Here is a 17,782-nt window from a genome sequence, read left to right as displayed (position 1 = left end):
GCGGCCAAGTTCAGGGTAATCTGAGCTCCAGCCAGGGGAGTGTACCCCGGCTGAACACCAACCGCAGCGTGTCGCCGAGGCACCGAATGGTTGCTCGGCACCGGGCCGCTACTCGTACCAAGAGTCGACTCCCCGCCTCGGCCAGTTTGGGCGAGTTCGTGCTCAGAAACCGCCAAGCCCAGCGCACCAGGTTGAAGGCGAACAAGACCAGCTGCGTGAAGGCGGCGTTGGCCTCATACTTCCGCAGCCGAGGAGTACCAAAGTGGAACGTGCCCTTCCACTCCTGGAACCCGGCTTCGATGGTCTGCCGTCCATGGTAGAGCTTGACGACCTCTGTCGTGGTGAGCTCCTCAGGCTGGAGCGTAGTCAGGATGACGCTGCGGACCTCCCGGCCATCGGCGTCCCAGCGGCGCATGGCGACCAGTCGCACCGGATACGGTGCGAGCAAAGTGGGGCCAGGTACGGTAACGGCTTCGGAGGCAAACCGGTTCTTCTCGACTTCAACCCAGTTCTCTGCCGGTACAGCGTCGAAGAGGTGCTTGTAGGCGACGTTGCTCCCGGAGTAGGACTTGATGGTGAACTCATACCCCAGTTCCAGCAGGCGCTGGATCACTTCCGGCGTGCCAAAGGCGCTGTCAGCTCGCAGCAGAATACGGAGGGGAGCCAGGTTCGTCCGATTCTCCTGCCGGTACTGCCGGAGTCGCTGGTTCACTTCACGGAGGTGCTGAACCTCCTCCTGGAACTCACGCTGCAGCTTCTGCTTCCGGCGGGCGCTGCCCTTGCCTGATACCGTCTGCAGTTGCTGATACAGCTGCCTGACCCGAGCCTTCTGCTGAGCCAGGCATGCCTCGACCCATTCGACTCGCCGCAGGGGACGACCAATCCGGGCTTCGATCCTGGGAATCAGTTCGAGCAGGCAGGCGCCGGAACGGCTGTTGGCCTTGCCGGACTTGAGAAGGCCGTCGATGGCAAAGCGCTGCTGCTTCCCGCTGAGGAAGGCCGCTGCGATCTGATAGCCTCGGGCCAACTTCCCCTGGATGTAGCCGAAGTCGGTACCGGTGTACTGCCTGGTCTCGCCCCGAACCTTCTGGCCGGTGAGGTCAATGTCGACGATGACCATTCCGGAGCGGTCTGGACCTGCTACGGCAGCCACCTCCTGCTGAAGCAGCGGGGCCTGGATCTCAGCGAGTGCGTCGGAAAGCTGCTGAACGTTCTCCTCCGTCAGCTTGCTGAAGGTCGCACAGACGGTGGAAAAGTGAGCAAAGCGTTCCTGCCCCCAGGCTTGAGCTACGGCAGGATCGGCAACCAGCGGCTCAGGGTCGAAGTTGAGATCCTTCATGTAGCGACAGTTGCCGAGAATGGCAACCAACGCCTCGACCACCTTGTCAACCGGCGTGTGGGCGTAGGTCTTCTGCTTGATGCGCAGGTGCCGATTCAGGATCTCAACCAGGTTGAGCCTTTGAGCTACCCAGCCAAGAGCGACGAGAAAACCATGTCGGGTGGTGGACTTGATGGCTTGCGCAGCGATGTTGGGTGTCGTACCATGAGACTGCATCAGTCGAACCTCCACATGGTGGATTGGGAGCGGCCACACTCCCACCATGTATCATTGGTTCTGACTGATGCTTTTTCAATGGGTTTCCATTGCACGAAGTCCGGGTTATTCACGCGAAACTTGAGCTAGGCCCTCCCGCAGAGCGCGCAGTCCGCCCGCCGCGTGACCGGAACCTCCCGGGACCCGGCTGCCCATCCATCGTAAGCCCAAAGCCGGCCAGTCAACGGGGCGCCGATGCCCAGGATCAGCTTCAGCGCCTCCGTGGCTGCGGCGATGCCGACGACCCCGGCGGCCGCCGCGACGGCGCATCCGCCACCCTCCTCGGGCTGCAGCCCCGCCGCCTCCCGGGCCTCCGGCGGAACGCACCCCAGGCACGGCTCGCCCGGGCGGTGGGCGAAGACGGCCCCGGCGGCGCCGCGGACCCCGGCGAAGACCGCCGCGGCCCCCGTCCGCAGGGCGGCCGCCTGTACCGCCTCCCAGTCTCCGGCGGTGGCCAGCACGACCTGGTGCCCGTTCACGAGGCCGGGCAGGGCGTCCGGCTCGGCCGAGGCGAGAACGTCGGCGTCGGGGTTGATGGCCGTGACTTTCCCCCGGGCGGAGGCGGCCCGGCTGAGGCCCAGGTGTGCCCGGTCATGGGCGATCGCCCGGGCGAGGTCGGCCTCGGCGAGCGGGGCCGGGTCCCAGAGCGTCAGGCGGCCCACGCCGGCCGCAGCCAGGTACAGGGCGGCGGCGGACCCGGCCGCGCCCAGTCCGGCCACCAGAACCGAGGCCGACTTGATGCGCTGCTGGCCCCGCCCGCCCACTTCCGGGAGGATGATGTGCCGGCTGTACCGGAGGATCTCCTGCTCCGTCAGGGTCATCGGCCCACCCCCCCGCAGAACTGTTCGTAGTCCATGAGCTCGTGGATGGTCGGGTGCTCGCCGCATACCGGGCATTCGGGGTTGCGGCGGATCTGCACCTCCGATACGCCCATGTCCAGCGCGCTGAAGATCAGCAGCCTGCCGATCAGGGGGCTTCCCCGCCCCGTGATCAGCTTCAGGGCTTCCATCGCCATCAGGCTGCCGATGAAGCCGGGCAGCACGCCGATGACCCCGGCCTCGGCGCAGGAAGGCACCGCGCCGGGGGGCGGCGGCGTCGGGTAGACGCAGCGGTAACAGGGGCCCTCCCCCGGCACGAAGGTGGTCACCTGGCCGTCGAACCGGAAGATGGAGCCGTGCACCTGCGGCCGCCCGGTGAGCACGCAGGCGTCGTTGACCAGGTAGCGGGTCGCGAAGTTGTCGGAGCCGTCCACGATCAGGTCGTACTGCCGGAACAGGTCCAGGGCGTTCTCGCTGGTCAGGGCCACCGGGTGCAGGTCGACCTGGATCCCTGGCCGAAGCCCCAGGATCTTCTCCCGGGCGCTCTCGACCTTGGGCCGGCCCACGTCAGCCGTGTGGTGGAGCACCTGCCGCTGCAGGTTGGACAGGTCGACCCTGTCCATGTCGCAGAGGCCGATGCGGCCGACCCCCGCGGCGGCCAGGGCGTAGGCCACCGCCGATCCGAGGCCGCCACAACCGATGAGCAGCACCGAGGCCCGATCCAGCCGCTCCCGTTCCGCCGGTGTGAAGCAGGCGTGAGTCATGTGCAAAACCCCTTCGCGTCCGACCGTCTGCCGGCGGGTCCCGCCGGCCTCGTCCCAGACCAGTCTACCACCCGCCGGGGCAAACCTCCAGACCGGACTAGAGGGCGAGGCGGCGGGCCAGCCCCGGGGCCAGGCGGAACAGGATGCTGCGCAGCCAGAACCGCAGGAAGAACCGGCGGCGCAGGGCCGCCTCGGCCCGCCGGGCCCGCAGCATCTCCTCGATGGCGTGGCGGTGGACGGCCAGGTGTGGGTTGTACTCGAGGGACCGCATCTCGGCGATCCTGTAGGCCGTATCCGGATGGCAGTGCATCGCCAGATTCACCTCAACGCGCGTGATGATCTCGTTCAGCGGACAATCGAGTAGGAGGGGGCGGCTAGCCCCCGTCCTCTCACACCACCGGACATGCGGGTCCGCATCCGGCGGTTCGCCAAGATTGACGAGTCGCTTCATAGCATTCGGTCAGGCTTATCAGCCCCTGGGCACGCCAGTAGGCGTCGCCCAGGGCGCTGTTTAGTGGGCCACCTGCCATCCGCCACGGGCCTTTGCGGCTGTTGGCGAGTTGGTAGACTACCCATTCGGGCAAACCGAGGGCGCGTAACTCCCGAAAGCGCGTGCGTACACGCTTCCACTGCCTCCATACGCATGCTCGCAGCCGACGCTTCAGCCATCCTTCGAGTCTTTCAAAGGCTGACCTGGCATCGGAGAGCGCATAGTACCCAACCCAGCCCCGCAAGTAGGCATTCAGGCACCGGATTCGGTCCTCCATGCTCTGGCTGCGGTTGCGGTCCGTCAGCGTGCGGAGCTTGTCCTTCACGCGTTTCAGGCTCTTCGGGGCCAGCCGGATGCGCACTCCCCGGTGCTTGTAGAAGCTAAACCCGAGGAACTGCCGCTTCCACGGCCGGTCCACTGCGCTCTTCTCCTCGTTGACCTTCAGCCGTAACCGCTCCTGCAGGAAGTGGCGCACGCTCCTGTAGACCCGTTCTCCCGCCCGCTTGCTGCGGACGTAGATGTTGCAGTCATCGGCGTACCGGACAAAGTGGTGCCCGCGGCGCTCCAGCTCCTTGTCGAGGTCATCCAGCAGGATGTTCGCCAGCAGCGGACTCAGCGGACCGCCCTGCGGCGTCCCTTCCTCCGTCGCCACGACTACCCCGTTCAGCATGACCCCGGCCTGTAAGTACCGCCGGATCAGCCGCAGCACACGCTTATCCGTTACCCGCCGCGCCACGCGGGCCATCAGCACGTCGTGGTTGACCCGGTCGAAGAACTTCTCCAGGTCCATGTCCACGACCCAGTCGTACCCTTCCTCCACGTACTGACGTGCCTTCCTGACCGCATCATGACCCCGCCGCCCCGGCCGAAAGCCGTAGCTGGATTCGGAGAATGTCGGGTCAAAGATCGGCGTCAGTACTTGCAGGAGTGCCTGTTGGATCAGGCGGTCCATCACGGTGGGAATCCCCAGCATCCGCTTGCCGCCGCCCGGTTTCGGGATTTCGACCCGGCGGACTGGCTGCGGTCTGTAGGTCCCCTGGAGCAGTTCCTCACGGATGCGGCTCCACTCCACGCGAATCTGGTCCCGCAGCCGTTCGGTGGGGACACCGTCCACGCCGGGAGCGCCTCCGTTCCGCTCCACCCGTTTCAGGGCGGCCAGCATGTTCTCCCTGGCCACCACCTGCTCCATCAGGTTGCTGTGCTCCCCGCGGGGTGACGTTCCGTCTTGTGCCGGCTGCCCACTCCGCCCTCTCGCCGTCCCTTGCGGCTTCACCGCTACTTCCGGCGAGCAGGCCCCGTGCGGGGTCTTCTGCGTTTGTCGCAGGCTGCTCGAACGCAACGGGTTCACCCCTCTCCTGACGTTCGACCCTTCCCGCTCGGGGCGTCCCCCTGCCGGTACTATGGCCTTTGCTGACTTCTGCCGGTTCAGCCGGGCCTCTCGGCCCGGGTTACCAGCGTTGCTGGCGTTTTCCGGTAGACCTCCCCGGGTAAGGACGCTGACCTTCGCCCCGCACCCGCCCCATCTACCGCACCGCCCTTTGGCAGCCTCGGGTTTTGCTGTGGTTCGCCAGCTCACCCAGGCGGCACAGCCTCGTATGAGGTTCGTGTTCCTCGGGTCGTGGCTTTGCCTCCGGCTTCCTCCAGATTCCGCCTCGCGACGGACACCCTTGCCTTTGGCTAGCGGGCTCGTGCTGCCTCGCCCGCAGCGGACTCTCACCGCCAAGTCAGCGCCCATGCCGGGCACACCGAAAGAAGGACCACGGGCGCGGCCCGCCCGTGGTCCTCCACCTTCGAAGAAAATGAAGAATGAAGAAAGGCCACAGGCAGCCGCTCGCGGGCCTGTGGCCACCAGACAGCTTCAGCGCAACGATGCTAGCCGAACCCGCCGGCGACAGGCCGCGAGATGTGAGCATGCCGAGAGAGAAGCAGGACCACGCCCGACAGGGGCAGGGTGACGATGCGCAGCATCTCGACGACCTCCTTTCACGAAACTGGCGGGACTCCGGATTCCCGGCTGTGAGTATAGCGGCAGACACGCCTTTGCGTCAACGCACAATTCAGGAAAGAACGAGACGACAAGTTCTTTACCTGCCGGCTGGCAGGGTGACGCCGCCGAGGCTGCCGCCGTAGAGGGCGTTGGGCACGGGGCCGACGATCACGGTATCGGCCAGCGGCAGCTCCTGCACCAGGGGGACCTCCTGGGTGGTCAGGGGCAGGATGATCCGCATGGTCGCTGCCGCCTCCAGCCAGACCCGGTGCCGGGTCTGGTTGATGCCCTCCCCCTTGAACTCCTGCTGCACGGTGATGGAGACCGAGCCCACCGGCACCAGTTGCACCGACAGCCGGGGACCCAGGTTGGAGAGCAGGGCGGAGCCGGTCAGGGCGCCCAGCGGCAGCCGCACGGGCGTCTCGGCCAGCCGCTTCAGCTCCTCCTGGACCGCTACGGCGGCCTCGCTGGCCACCCGGTTGACCAGGGGGGTGTTGACGTGATAGGCGGCAATGCGGCCGCTCTCGTCCCGCACGTACTCCACCACCTGCGCACCGGCCAGCGACTTGCTCACCTGGGCCGCCACCACCCGGTTGACCGCGGCGGCGCCGAGGCGCCGGGCCTCCACCTCGGCCACGGCCTTCAGCGGCTGCATGAGCAGCAGGTCGCCGATGCGGATAAGAAGGTAGAGCACCGCCGCCGCCAGGATCAGGTTGCGCAGCCAGATCCGGCGGACGCGCAGCCGGAGGCTCAGGCGCCCGAGCCAGGCCCGGAGGCCACCCCGGAGCCGCAGACGCGGCCCGCGCCGGAACCGGAGGCGCACCGGGCCGCGGCCCATGCCCCTGAGCGGCCGTGAACGGCTGAAGCGGCGCATCGCCTTCCCCCTCCCCGTCCCGGCCAACGCCCCCGGGACATAGCCAGCCTATGCCCGGCCGGCGGCGGAACATGCCTGTGCCGGCTGACGGCGGTCCCATTCAGGCCGCCCGCGCAACTCTCCGGCCCTTTCCTTCGTTGAGACACGTGGGAGGGTGGATGATTGTGTGCAGAGATGAATGGGCCGGGGCTTTCCTGCCCCGGCCCATTCCCTTATTTCAGCACCACCCGGCCGTACTTGCGCTTGCCGGCCTTCAGCACCTGGCCCGGCCGGAGCGCAAGCTCGGCCCGCGGGTCCGTGACCTTCTCGCCGTCCACGGTAAACCCGCCCTGCTCGATCAGCCGTCGGGCCTCGCTGAGCGAGGGCGCCAGCCCGGCGGTGAACAGCACCCGGGCCGCCTGCATCGGCAGCTCCGCCGCGGGGAGGACCACGTCGGGGATGTCCTCGGGCACCTCACCCCGGGAGAACTGAGCGACCCAGCGCTCCTCGGCCAGGCGGGCCTCCTCCTCGGTGCCGCCGTAGGTGGTGATGATGGCCCGGCCCAGCTGCTTCTTGAACGTCATCGGGTTCTCGCCGGCGGCCATGGCGGCCTCGATCCGCTCGATCTCCTCCTGCGGCACGTCGGTGAAGTATGTAAAATAGGTGATGATCAAGGAGTCCGGGATCGACATTGTCCGGCCGAACATTTCGTCCGGCGTGTGATCCAGGCCGATGTAGTTGCCCAGCGACTTGGACATCTTCTGGACGCCGTCCAGCCCCTCCACGATGGGCGTCATCAGGCAGACCTGCGGCTCCTGCCCGGCATCGCGCTGCAGGTCACGCCCGGCAAGCAGGTTGAACTTCTGGTCGGTGCCGCCCAGCTCCACGTCGGCCTGAACCGCCACCGAGTCGGTCCCCTGCATCAGCGGGTAGAAGAACTCATGGATGAAAATGGGCCGGCCTTCCTCGTAACGTTTCTTGAAGTCTTCCCGTTCAAGCATACGGGCGACCGTGGACTTGGCGGCCAGCCGGATGACGTCGCTGAAGCTCATGGGCGCCAGCCACTCGCTGTTGCGGCGGATCTCCAGCTTGCTGACGTCCAGCACCCGCGCGGCCTGCTCCAGATAGCGCTGGGCGTTGGCGGTGGTCTCGGCGTGGGTCAGCTGCGGCCGGGCCTCGTTGCGGCCGGTGGGGTCGCCGACCATCGCCGTGTAGTCGCCGATGATCAGCACGCCCTGGTGGCCGCACTCGACGAAGTCCCGCAGCTTGCGCAGCGGCACCGTGTGGCCCAGGGTGAGGTCCTTGCCCGTGGGGTCGATGCCCAGCTTGACCCGCAGGGGCCGGCCCGTCTTCACCGAGCGTTCCAGCTTCTGGCGCAGCTCCTCCTCGGAGACCAGGTCCACCACGCCGCGCATGAGGATCTTCATCTGTTCGTCGACGCTCATGAAAGCCATCGTCATCCGTCCTTCCCGTGCGTGCAGGGCCGAAAAAAGCGCCCTGACCCGGCTGTCCTGCCCAGGGACGGCGCAGAGGCGCGCCGCGGTACCACCCTGGTTGACCCCGAGGAGGGCCCCCTCTGCGTTCCGTTAACGGGGAACTTCCGGCCCGGTCTATCCATCTAACCAGTAAGGCGCCGCGGGGCGCCTGACGGCCGCTGGACTCGGCGGGCAGCTCAGGAGTGTACTTCGACGCCGGGCCCCGGGGTTTCGCACCGGCCAACCCCTCTCTGGAGGGTGCGCCGCCGCCTACTTCTCTCCGTCCTCGCCGATTTGCACCACATTCTAGCATAACCTGTCCCCCCGCGCAATTCCGGGGCCGAACAGGAGTCTCGCCGCACGAGGCGAATTCCTTTCCCTTTGTTGGAGGTGTTTCACTTGCCGAATACCCAACGGCCAAACGGTTCGCCACCGAAACGGCCTCCCGGCAAGAAGCGCAGCCGCAGGCGCCGCTGGCTGCTCTTTGCCTTCCTGCTCTTCGTGAGCGTCATGATCGGTGGCGCCGGGCTGGCTGGCGCATACGTGTACAACGCCTACCAGGACCTGCCAACCTTCCACGAGTTCGACCCGGACCTGACGTCGGTGATCTACGACCGCTACGGCAACAAGGTCTACGAACTGGCGATGGACGAGCACCGCACGCTGGTCGATCTGGAGGACATCCCGGTCGACGTGCGCAACGCCGTGATCGCCGTGGAAGACCGCCGCTTCTACCAGCACTTCGGCATCGACCCGATCCGGCTGGCCGGTGCGGTCTGGTCGGACGTCAAGTACATCCTGGGCGTCCCCGGGTCGCAGCTGGAGGGCGGGTCCACCATCACGATGCAGCTGGCCCGCAACGCCTTCCTCACGCTGGACCAGACCATCAAGCGAAAGGTCCAGGAGATGCTGATCGCCGTCCAGCTGGAGCGGCGCTACACCAAGCCCGAGATCCTGGAGCAGTACCTGAACACGGTCGCGTGGGGCGGACAGGCCTACGGCATCGAGGCCGCCGCGCAGATGTACTTCTCCAAGCACGCGAGCGAGCTCACCCTCTCCGAGGGGGCGCTGCTGGCCGGCATCCTGAAGGGCCCGTCGGAGTACAGCCCCTTCACCAACTGGGAGGGCGCCCTGGAGCGGCGGGAGATCGTGCTCGACCTGATGGTGGAGCAGGGGTACCTGGACGCCGCCGAGGCCGAGCGGCTCAAGAAGGAGCCGCCCGAGCTGAAGCCGGCGGAGGTCACGCCGGCGACGGTCACCTTCACCGGCGACTGGTACGTCGACTACGTCATCCAGATCCTCACCGATCCCGAGGAAGCGGCCAAGTACAACCTGATCACCTTCAGCCCCGACGACCTGTACCAGAAGGGGCTGCGCATCTACACCGCCCTGGACCCCGAGAAGCAGCGGATCGTCCAGGAGAAGCTGTGGGAGATCATGCCGGCGGCCACGGTGGAGTACAGCGGCAGCGAGGACACCGAGGTGCCGGAGGCGGCCGTGGTGGTGATGGACCACACCACCGGCGAGGTGCTGGCGCTGGTGGGCGGCATGGAGCACAAGCACATGCTGGGGTTCAACCGGGCGACCCAGGCCCGCCGGGACCCCGGGTCCACCATCAAGCCCATCGTCGCCTACCTGCCGGCCATCGACCTGCTGGGCTGGGGACCGGCGACCATCATCGATGACTCGCCGCCCCGGCTGAACGAGGACGGCACCAACGTCTGGCCCGAGAACTACGAGTACAACTACCAGGGCCTGAAAACCATGCGGTGGGTGGTCGAGCAGTCCCGCAACGCTGCGGCCGTGCGCACGCTGGAGGCGGTGACCCCGTCCAAGGGCATCGAGTACGGCAAGAAGCTCGGCCTGCCGCTGGTCTCCCGTGAGGAGGATCCGGTCTACAACGACGAGAACCTCGCCCTGACCCTCGGCGGCCTCAGCCGGGGCGTGACCCCCCTGGAGATGACCGCCGCCTACGGCGTGCTGGGCAGCCTGGGGCAGAAGACCGACCCGGTGGTGATCACCCGCATCGAGAACAAGTACGGCGAGGTGATCTGGGAAGCCAGGCCCAAGGTGGAGCAGGTGGTGGACCGGGCGTCCGCCTGGCTGATGGTGGACGTGATGAAGGGCGTGATCCAGCGGGGCACGCCGGCCGCTGAGACCAAGGGGTGGCACGGCTGGCCCGCCGCCGGCAAGACCGGCACCACCGAGGACTGGCACGACGCCTGGTTCATCGGCTTCACGTCGGATCTGGTGGTGGGCGTCTGGACCGGGTACGACAACGACGACGGCGTGCGCCGTCGGCTGCCCCACGGCGGGCAGGGCTGGAAGAACTGGACCGGCGCCGGGCCGCCCACCCGGATCTGGACGGCCATCATGGACGAGTTCTACGACGAGTCCCCGGCCGACTGGGAACGGCCCCGGGGCGTGGTGCAGGCGCAGTACTGCGAGGTGACGGGCAACCAGCCCTCCGACTGGTGCCCGCAGGACCAGATCAAGACCGACTGGTTCCTGGTGGGGCACGAGCCCCGTCCCGAGACCTGGTTCCAGCAGGTCCAGGTCGTGCAGGTGCCCTTCCTGACCACGTCCGACGGCCGGGAGGTCAAGAAGTACGTGCTGTGGCAGGAGGGCTGCGAGGGCACCCCCGAGACCCTCACCCTCATCAAGCGGCCGACCACCTGGGTCAAGCACCCGACCAACCCCAACAACATCTGGCGCTACTGGCCGGCCGACTGGTGGAAGGAAGTGCCCACCGAGTACTGCACGCCCGTGGCCGGCGGCGGTTCCGGAGGGGCCGGCTCGCCCGGCGGCAACACGGGCACCCCCGCGGAGTCCGACAGCCCCCGCGGCGGCCAGAATTCGGACACCGGCAACGCCGGGGGCTGGATGAACTGGTGGACCGGCTCCGGCACCGTCCCCGGCGGTGGGATCAACGCGGGCGGAAACATCTCCCCCGGTAACGGGACCAACTCGGGTGGGAGCATCTCCCCCGGTAACGGGACCAACTCGGGTGGGAACTTCTCTCCCGGCAACGGAACCAACCCGGGTGGCAGTATCTCCCCCGGCAACCCGACCAACTCGGGTGGGGGTATCTCCCCCGGCACCGGAACCAACGCGGGCAGCAGTATCTTCCCCGGCAACCCGACCAGTTCGGGCGGGAGCATTTCCCCCGGCGGGGGGAGCAACTCCGACACCAGTCTCTTCCCCGGTAGCGGAGCCAACTCCGGCAACGGGCGCGCAGGATCGGGCGGCAGCAACCGCTGAGGCCCTGGGGACGCTGGTAACGGATCCGGTGCAACCCCCGGAACGGCAACGCAGGTTAGGGCTCCGGTGGACAACGGACACCCCGATCTAGGCAACGGGGAACTGGATTCACTCCAGTTCCCCGTTTTCGTGTTTGCTCTTGCACCCACTCCTCCCCCCCGCCCTAATCCCCTGTGGCCTGTACACGAGACACACACCCAAGTCGAACCCCGCCGCAAGCTTCGAGGCGGATTGTGCAGCCCAACCCGAGGCCCAGGTGTACATTTCGCCTCCAACCCAACCCCCACCGCCGCATTTGACGCCCCCGACCCAACCCCCGCCGCCGACTTCGAGGTGGATTGTGCAGTCCAACCCGAAACCCAGGTGTACATTCCGCCTCGAACCCAACTCCCACCGCCGCATTTGACGCCCCCGACCCAACCCCCGTCGCCGACTTCGAGGTGGATTGTGCAGTCCAACCCGAAACCCAGGTGTACATTCCGCCTCCAACCCAACTCCCACCGCCGCGTTCGACGCCTTGAACCCAACCCCCGCCGCCGACTTCGACACGTCCAGACCGCCCCCCGCCGCAACCTTCGAGGCGGATTGTACAGTCCGACCCGAACCCCACGTGCACATTCCACCTCGAACCGAGCTCCCACAACCACACTCGACGCCTCTGACCCGCCCCTCGTCGTCACCTTCGAGGCGGATTATGCAGTCCGACCCGAACCCCACGTGCACATTCCGCCTCGAACCGAGCTCCCACAACCACACTCGACGCCTCTGACCCGTCCTCGTCGTCACCTTCCAGGCGAACTGTGCAGTCCGACCCGAACCCCACGTGCACATTCCGCCTCGAACCGAGCTCCCACAACCGCACTCGACGCCTGTGACCCGCCCCTCGTCGCCACCTTCGAGGCGGATTGTACAGTCCGACCCGAACCCCACGTGCACATTCCGCCTCGAACCCAACTCCCACCGCCGCACTCGACGCCTCTGACCCGCCCGTCGTCGTCACCTTCGAGGCGGATTATGCAGTCCGACCCGAACCCCACGTGCACATTCCACCTCGAACCGAGCTCCCACAACCACACTCGACGCCTCTGACCCGTCCTCGTCGTCACCTTCCAGGCGAACTGTGCAGTCCGACCCGAACCCCACGTGCACATTCCGCCTCGAACCGAGCTCCCACAACCGCACTCGACGCCTCTGACCCGCCCTCGTCGTCACCTTCCAGGCGAACTGTGCAGTCCGACCCGAACCCCACGTGCATAGTTCGCCTCGAACCCAACCCCCACCGCCGCTTTCGACGCCCCGAACCCGACCACCGCCGCCACCTTCGAAGCGAACTGTGCAGTCCGACCCGAACCCCACGTGCACATTTCGCCTCGAACCCAACCCCCACCGCCGCTTTCGACGCCCCGAACCCGACCACCGCCGCCACCTTCGAGGCGAATTGTGCAGTCCGACCCGAACCCCAGGTGTATACTCCGCCTCGAACCGCGGGACGGCGCCCACCCGATACGAGCCCGGCTTGGCCCACTCGCCGTTGTCACACAACGCACGGACGTGAACGAGCGGGTTCTGCAACCTGCAGAAGCGTCATATACTTGTCAGCGTGGGCCCGGGAGGTTGCTGCCCGCACCGAAATGCGGTACAATATGGAACCGTTAGCACTCACCTATGACGAGTGCTAGTAGTATCTCGGGCCGAGGAGGGATCTTCATGGCTGTTCGCGCAATCCTGTTGGCCGGAGGGCTGGGTACGCGGCTGCACCCCCTGACGGTTGAGCTGCCGAAGCCAATGGTGCCTGTACTCGGCAAACCCTGGCTGAGTCGGCTCATCGACCAGCTGGCCGCCTTCGGGGTCACCGACATCACCCTGAGCCTCCGCCACGGCGGGCAGGTCGTCACGGACTACTTCAGGGAATCGCCCCCGGGCGTACGGCTGCGGTTCGCGGTTGAGCCCCAGCCCCTTGGAACCGGTGGTGCCATCCGGTTCGCCGCCGGACCGGACCCCACGGACACCCTACTCATCCTGAACGCGGATATTGTACAGACATTTGATCTGAATGCCCTGTTAGAGTTCCATCGCCAGCACCGTGCCCAGGTGACCATCGGGTTGGTCGAGGTGGCCGATCCGTCCGCCTACGGCGCTGTAGAACTGGATAAGAACAGTCGTGTTACGCGATTTGTGGAAAAGCCACGCCCGGGTGAGACGGACAGCCGGATGGTCAACGCCGGTGTGTACGTGTTCGACCCGGGCGTTCTGTCTTGGATCCCGCCGGAGCGACCCGTCTCGGTGGAGCGGGAGACCTTCCCGGCCCTGCTCCGGGACGGCGTGCGAGTCTACGGCTGCCTCTGCACCGGGTACTGGAAGGACATCGGCACCGGCGACCGCTACCTCCAACTGCACCGGGACATCCTGGAGGGGCGTTGCCCCATCCCGGTCTCCGGCCCCGTGCGCGGCCCGGCCCACTGGCAGGCGGACGACGCGGACGTCTCCCCGGACGCCCGGATCATGCCGCCGGTCTACATCGGGTCCGGCGCGGTGATCGAGGCCGGCGCGCAGGTCGGCCCCCGGGCGGTGATCGGCGCGGGCTGCCTGGTGGCCAAGGGCGCCCGCATCAGCGACTCGGTGCTGTGGGACGGGGCGCGGGTTGGCGCCGGCGCCACCGTGCGCCACTCTGTCATCGGCTTCGCGACGGGGATCGGCGGCGGCACCGTCGAGAACGTGCTGCTGGCCGGCTGGAGGTGAGGGGCGGTGAGTGCGAGGCTTGCGATCGTCAGCACGTACCCGCCCCGGCAGTGCGGCCTGGCGACGTTCTCTGCGCACCTGCGCGGGGGCCTTCTGGCCGCAGGGGCGGAGGACGTGGCCGTGGCGGCGATGGTCAAGCGTGACGCGCCGGCGGAGCAGCTCCCCGAGACGGTGACCGTGATCCGGGACGACCTGGAAATCGACTACCGCCGGGCGGCCCACCTGTTGAACCACGGCGGGTACGACGCGGTGCTGCTGCAGCACGAGTTCGGCATCTTCGGCGGCCAGGCCGGTGTCATGGTGAACCACCTGTTGGACCGGCTGGAGATCCCGGTCATCGCCACCCTGCACACCATCCTGAGCGATCCCGAGCCGGAGTACCGGCACGCCATGACGGCGCTGCTGCAGCGCATCGACGCGACGGTGGTCATGGCCCGGCGGGGCGGGGAGATCATCCAGCAGGTCTACGGCGCCGATCCCGAACGCATCGCCTACATCCCTCACGGCGTCCCCGCGCCGCCGCCCGGAACACCGGCGGAATGGAAGAACCGGCTCGGGCTGTCCGGCCGGACCGTGGTCATGACCTTCGGCCTCCTCGGCCCGGGCAAGGGCATCGAGACGGCTCTGCAGGCCGTCGCCCTGGCATCCAGGGGCTGCCCGGACCTCCTATACCTGGTGGTGGGCGCCACCCACCCCGAGGTCCTCCGGCGGGAGGGCGAGCGGTACCGGCAGGGCCTCGAGGCGCAGGTGGCGGAACTGGGGATCCAGGGGCACGTGCGGTTCGTCAACCGCTATCTGGATGAAGACGAACTGTTGGGCTTCCTGCAGGCGGCAGACATCTACCTGGTCCCCTACCCGGGGGCGCAGCAGATCAGCAGCGGTACGCTCACCTACGCGCTGGCCATGGGCAAGCCGATCATCTCCACCCCGTTCGTGTACGCGCAGGAGCTGCTGGGCGAAGGAGCCGGCCTGCTGGTGCCCTTCCACGACGCCGCGGCGATGGGGCGGGCGCTCAGCGCACTGGCCGCCGACGCCGGCTGGCGAACCAGCCTGTCCGCGGCCGCGCGGAACCGGGCGAAGGGGTTCACGTGGCCCGAAGTCGGCCAGTCGTACCTGGACCTGGTCGGCCGGCTGCAGCGGCGCGCAGCACGGGCGCAGGGCGGCGCGCTCAGCGTGCGGGTCCGGCAGCGGCCCGGCGGGACCCGGGAGAAGGCCCTGCCCAGGCCCCGGCTCTCCCACCTGCAGCGGCTGACCGACCCCACCGGGGTGATCCAGCACGCGGTGGGCCCCATCCCCAATCTCACCACCGGGTACACCTCCGACGACAACGCCCGGGCCCTGCTGGTCTCGGTCTGGGCCGCCCGGGCAGGGGAGGCGACGGCCCAGCTCAGCGAGACCTACCTGGCCTTCCTGGCCTACGCCCAGCGGCCCGACGGCTGGTTCCACAACGCCTTCAGCTACGACCGCAACCCGCTGGCCGAAGATCGCTCGGAGGACTGCCAGGCCCGCTGCCTGTGGGGTCTGGCCGCCGCGGCGACGCAGCTCGGCGGCAGCTCGGTCGCCTGGACGGCCGCCCACCTGTTCCGGCGCGGACTCGCGCCGTGCGGCTCCGTTCGCACCCTGAGGGGCCGGGCGGGCGTGGCGGTTGCCATGGCCGAGTGGCTGGAGCACCGGCGCGCAGACGGCCGTCCTGACGGGGCGCCCACCGACGACGAGGTGCGGGCCCACCTGATCCGGGCCGCGGACGGGCTGACCGATGCCTGGAAGCAACACGCGACCCGAGACTGGGCCTGGTTCGAGGACCGGCTCACCTACGACAACGCCCTCCTCCCCTACGCCCTGCTGCGGGCGGGACGAATCCTGGACGTCCCGGAGTATCGGCGCATCGGCCTGACGGCCCTGGAGTTCCTGGCCGGGGCGACCTTCCGCGACGGCGTCTTCTGGCCCATCGGCAACGACGGCTGGTACGTGCGGGGCGGACGCCGGGCCGAGTTTGACCAGCAGCCGCTGGAGGCGACGGCGATGGTGCTGGCCTGCCAGGAGGCCGGGGCGGTCACCGGGGACAAGGTCTGGCACGGCATGGCGCTGGACGCGGCCCGGTGGTTCACGGGAAGGAACGCGCTGGGCGTGCCGCTGCTGGACCCCGAGACAGGCGGCTGCCACGACGGCCTGAACCCCCACGGCGTGAACCGCAACCAGGGCGCGGAGTCCACCCTGGCATGGCTGATGGCGGCTTACGGTCTGGAGCAGCGCTCGGCGCTCAGCACGGCTGTGAGGTGATGGACATGACCCAGACAATTTCCCCGCTGCCGGAGGTCATCTTCCGGGAGTACGACATCCGCGGCGTGTACGGCAGGACGATCACCGATGAGACGGCCCGCCTGGTCGGGCGGGCCTTCGCCCGGCTCGCCCGGGAGCGGGGCTTCCGCGAGGTGCTGGTGGGGCGGGACAACCGGCTCTCGTCCCCCGCCCTCGCCCGGGCCCTTACGGAGGGCATCACCCGCGAGGGGCTGGACGTGCTGGACATCGGGCAGGTGGTCACCCCCGTGCTCTACTGGGCTCGGGAGTTCTACGGCATCGACCCGGCGGTCATGATCACCGCCAGCCACAACCCCGGCGACGAGAACGGTTTTAAGCTCTGCCTCGGCCCCGGCACGCTTTACGGGGAAGCGATCCAGGATCTCCGCCGCAGGGCCGGGGCCCTGGCAGACGCCTCCCCCGAGGCGGAGATGGATCCGCGAGGCGGGACTGGCCCCGCGGCAGGAGCGGGCCGGGTGCGCACCCGAGACCCGATCCCCAGCTACTGCGAGATGATCGCCGGCCGGGTGGCACTCCACCGCCCCCTGAAAGTAGTGGTGGACGCCGGCAACGGCACCGCCGGCCCCATCGCACCCGGGCTCTTCCAAGCGCTGGGCTGTGAGGTCATCCCCCTCTACTGCGAGTCGGACCCCACCTTCCCGAACCATCATCCGGATCCGGTGCGGCCCGAGAACCTGCAGGACCTGATCCGCACGGTCCGGGAGACCGGGGCGGACCTGGGGCTGGCCTTCGACGGCGACGGCGATCGGCTGGGCGTCGTGGACGACCAGGGCCAGATCCTCTGGGGCGACCAGCTCATGATCCTCTTCTGGCGGGAGATCCTCCCCCGCTACCCCGGCGCCACCGCCCTGGTGGAGGTCAAGTGCTCCCAGGCCCTGGTGGAGGAGATCGAGCGGCTGGGCGGCCGGCCGCAGTTCCACCGGACGGGCCATTCCTACGTGAAGAAGAGCCTGCGGGAGCTGGGCGGCCCCTTCGCCGGCGAGATGTCGGGCCACCTCTTCTTCGCCGACGGCTACTACGGCTTCGACGATGCCCTCTACGCCGGGGCCCGGCTCTGCCGGCTGGTGGCGGAGAGCGGCCGGCCGCTGTCGGCGCTGTGGGCGGACGTGCCCCGGTACCCGTCCACCCCCGAGATCCGGGTGGACTGCCCGGAGGAGCGCAAGGCCGCGGTGGTCGAGGGCGTGGTGCGGCACTTCCGGGACCGGTACGAGGTGCTGACGGTGGACGGCGCGCGGGTCCTCTTCCCCGGCGGCTGGGGGCTGGTCCGGGCGTCCAACACCCAGCCGGTGCTGGTGCTCCGGTGCGAGGGGCGCTCGACCGAGGACCTGGAGCGGGTGAAGGCGGAGATGGCCGAAGCCCTGGCCCGCTTCCCGGAGCTGGGCCCCGTAAGTTGGGAGTAGGGCGAGTCCGCGATGCAGGTATTCCATGGGCACGAGGTTCAGGCCGGGCAAGGGGGAGCCCCGCTCCCTGCCCGGCCCTGGC

At 68.2% G+C, this 17,782-nt stretch carries 11 protein-coding genes; 4 read left to right on the top strand and 7 right to left on the bottom strand.

Annotation, left to right across the window (positions count from 1 at the left end; genetic code table 11):
- Positions 1-10: 10 nt before the first annotated feature.
- From STH_RS05785 to tyrS, 7 genes are all read right to left on the bottom strand, one after another.
- Complete coding sequence (locus STH_RS05785; protein WP_043713556.1) at positions 11-1,555, bottom strand: transposase; 1,545 nt, start codon at positions 1,553-1,555, stop codon at positions 11-13.
- 125 nt (positions 1,556-1,680) lie between these two features.
- A complete protein-coding gene (locus tag STH_RS05780) occupies positions 1,681-2,415 on the bottom strand; it encodes a HesA/MoeB/ThiF family protein (RefSeq protein ID WP_011195258.1) in 735 nt (244 codons plus the stop codon).
- Positions 2,412-3,176 carry a ThiF family adenylyltransferase gene (locus STH_RS05775; protein WP_083765983.1) on the bottom strand — a complete coding sequence of 255 codons (765 nt, stop codon included), beginning with the start codon at positions 3,174-3,176 and terminating at the stop codon, positions 2,412-2,414. Before STH_RS05775 ends, STH_RS05780 begins: the two co-directional genes overlap by 4 nt.
- A gap of 97 nt (positions 3,177-3,273) precedes the next feature.
- Positions 3,274-3,486, bottom strand: coding sequence for a hypothetical protein (locus STH_RS05770; protein ID WP_043713552.1), 213 nt, complete (start codon positions 3,484-3,486; stop codon positions 3,274-3,276).
- Between the two features lie 79 nt (positions 3,487-3,565).
- Positions 3,566-4,855 carry a group II intron reverse transcriptase/maturase gene (ltrA, locus tag STH_RS05765; RefSeq protein WP_011194877.1) on the bottom strand — a complete coding sequence of 430 codons (1,290 nt, stop codon included), beginning with the start codon at positions 4,853-4,855 and terminating at the stop codon, positions 3,566-3,568.
- Positions 4,856-5,750: 895 nt separating this feature from the next.
- Positions 5,751-6,527: a sporulation protein YunB gene (gene yunB / locus STH_RS05760; protein WP_011195255.1), complete on the bottom strand. Its 777-nt coding sequence runs from the start codon at positions 6,525-6,527 to the stop codon at positions 5,751-5,753.
- 212 nt (positions 6,528-6,739) lie between these two features.
- Positions 6,740-7,966 carry a tyrosine--tRNA ligase gene (gene tyrS, locus STH_RS05755; protein WP_011195254.1) on the bottom strand — a complete coding sequence of 409 codons (1,227 nt, stop codon included), beginning with the start codon at positions 7,964-7,966 and terminating at the stop codon, positions 6,740-6,742.
- A 414-nt stretch (positions 7,967-8,380) separates the two neighbouring features.
- On the opposite strand from tyrS, the gene STH_RS05750 reads away from it, so the two are divergent.
- The 4 genes from STH_RS05750 (at position 8,381) to STH_RS05735 (ending at position 17,700) form a co-directional block, all read left to right on the top strand.
- Positions 8,381-11,242 carry a PBP1A family penicillin-binding protein gene (locus STH_RS05750; protein WP_011195253.1) on the top strand — a complete coding sequence of 954 codons (2,862 nt, stop codon included), beginning with the start codon at positions 8,381-8,383 and terminating at the stop codon, positions 11,240-11,242.
- Positions 11,243-12,949: 1,707 nt separating this feature from the next.
- Complete coding sequence (locus tag STH_RS05745) at positions 12,950-13,981, top strand: sugar phosphate nucleotidyltransferase (RefSeq protein WP_011195252.1); 1,032 nt, start codon at positions 12,950-12,952, stop codon at positions 13,979-13,981.
- Positions 13,982-13,987: 6 nt separating this feature from the next.
- The gene (locus STH_RS05740) at positions 13,988-16,261 is read left to right on the top strand and encodes a glycosyltransferase family 4 protein (RefSeq protein ID WP_011195251.1); all 2,274 of its coding nucleotides are present in this window, start codon (positions 13,988-13,990) and stop codon (positions 16,259-16,261) included.
- Positions 16,262-16,266: 5 nt separating this feature from the next.
- Complete coding sequence (locus STH_RS05735; protein ID WP_011195250.1) at positions 16,267-17,700, top strand: phosphomannomutase/phosphoglucomutase; 1,434 nt, start codon at positions 16,267-16,269, stop codon at positions 17,698-17,700.
- Positions 17,701-17,782 lie beyond the last annotated feature (82 nt).

Origin of the sequence: Symbiobacterium thermophilum IAM 14863 (assembly GCF_000009905.1) — a bacterium.
In the GTDB taxonomy this organism is placed as follows: domain Bacteria; phylum Bacillota; class Sulfobacillia; order Symbiobacteriales; family Symbiobacteriaceae; genus Symbiobacterium; species Symbiobacterium thermophilum.
Note: the sequence above shows the minus strand (reverse complement) of the source record. Positions and strands in the feature narration are given on the sequence as shown.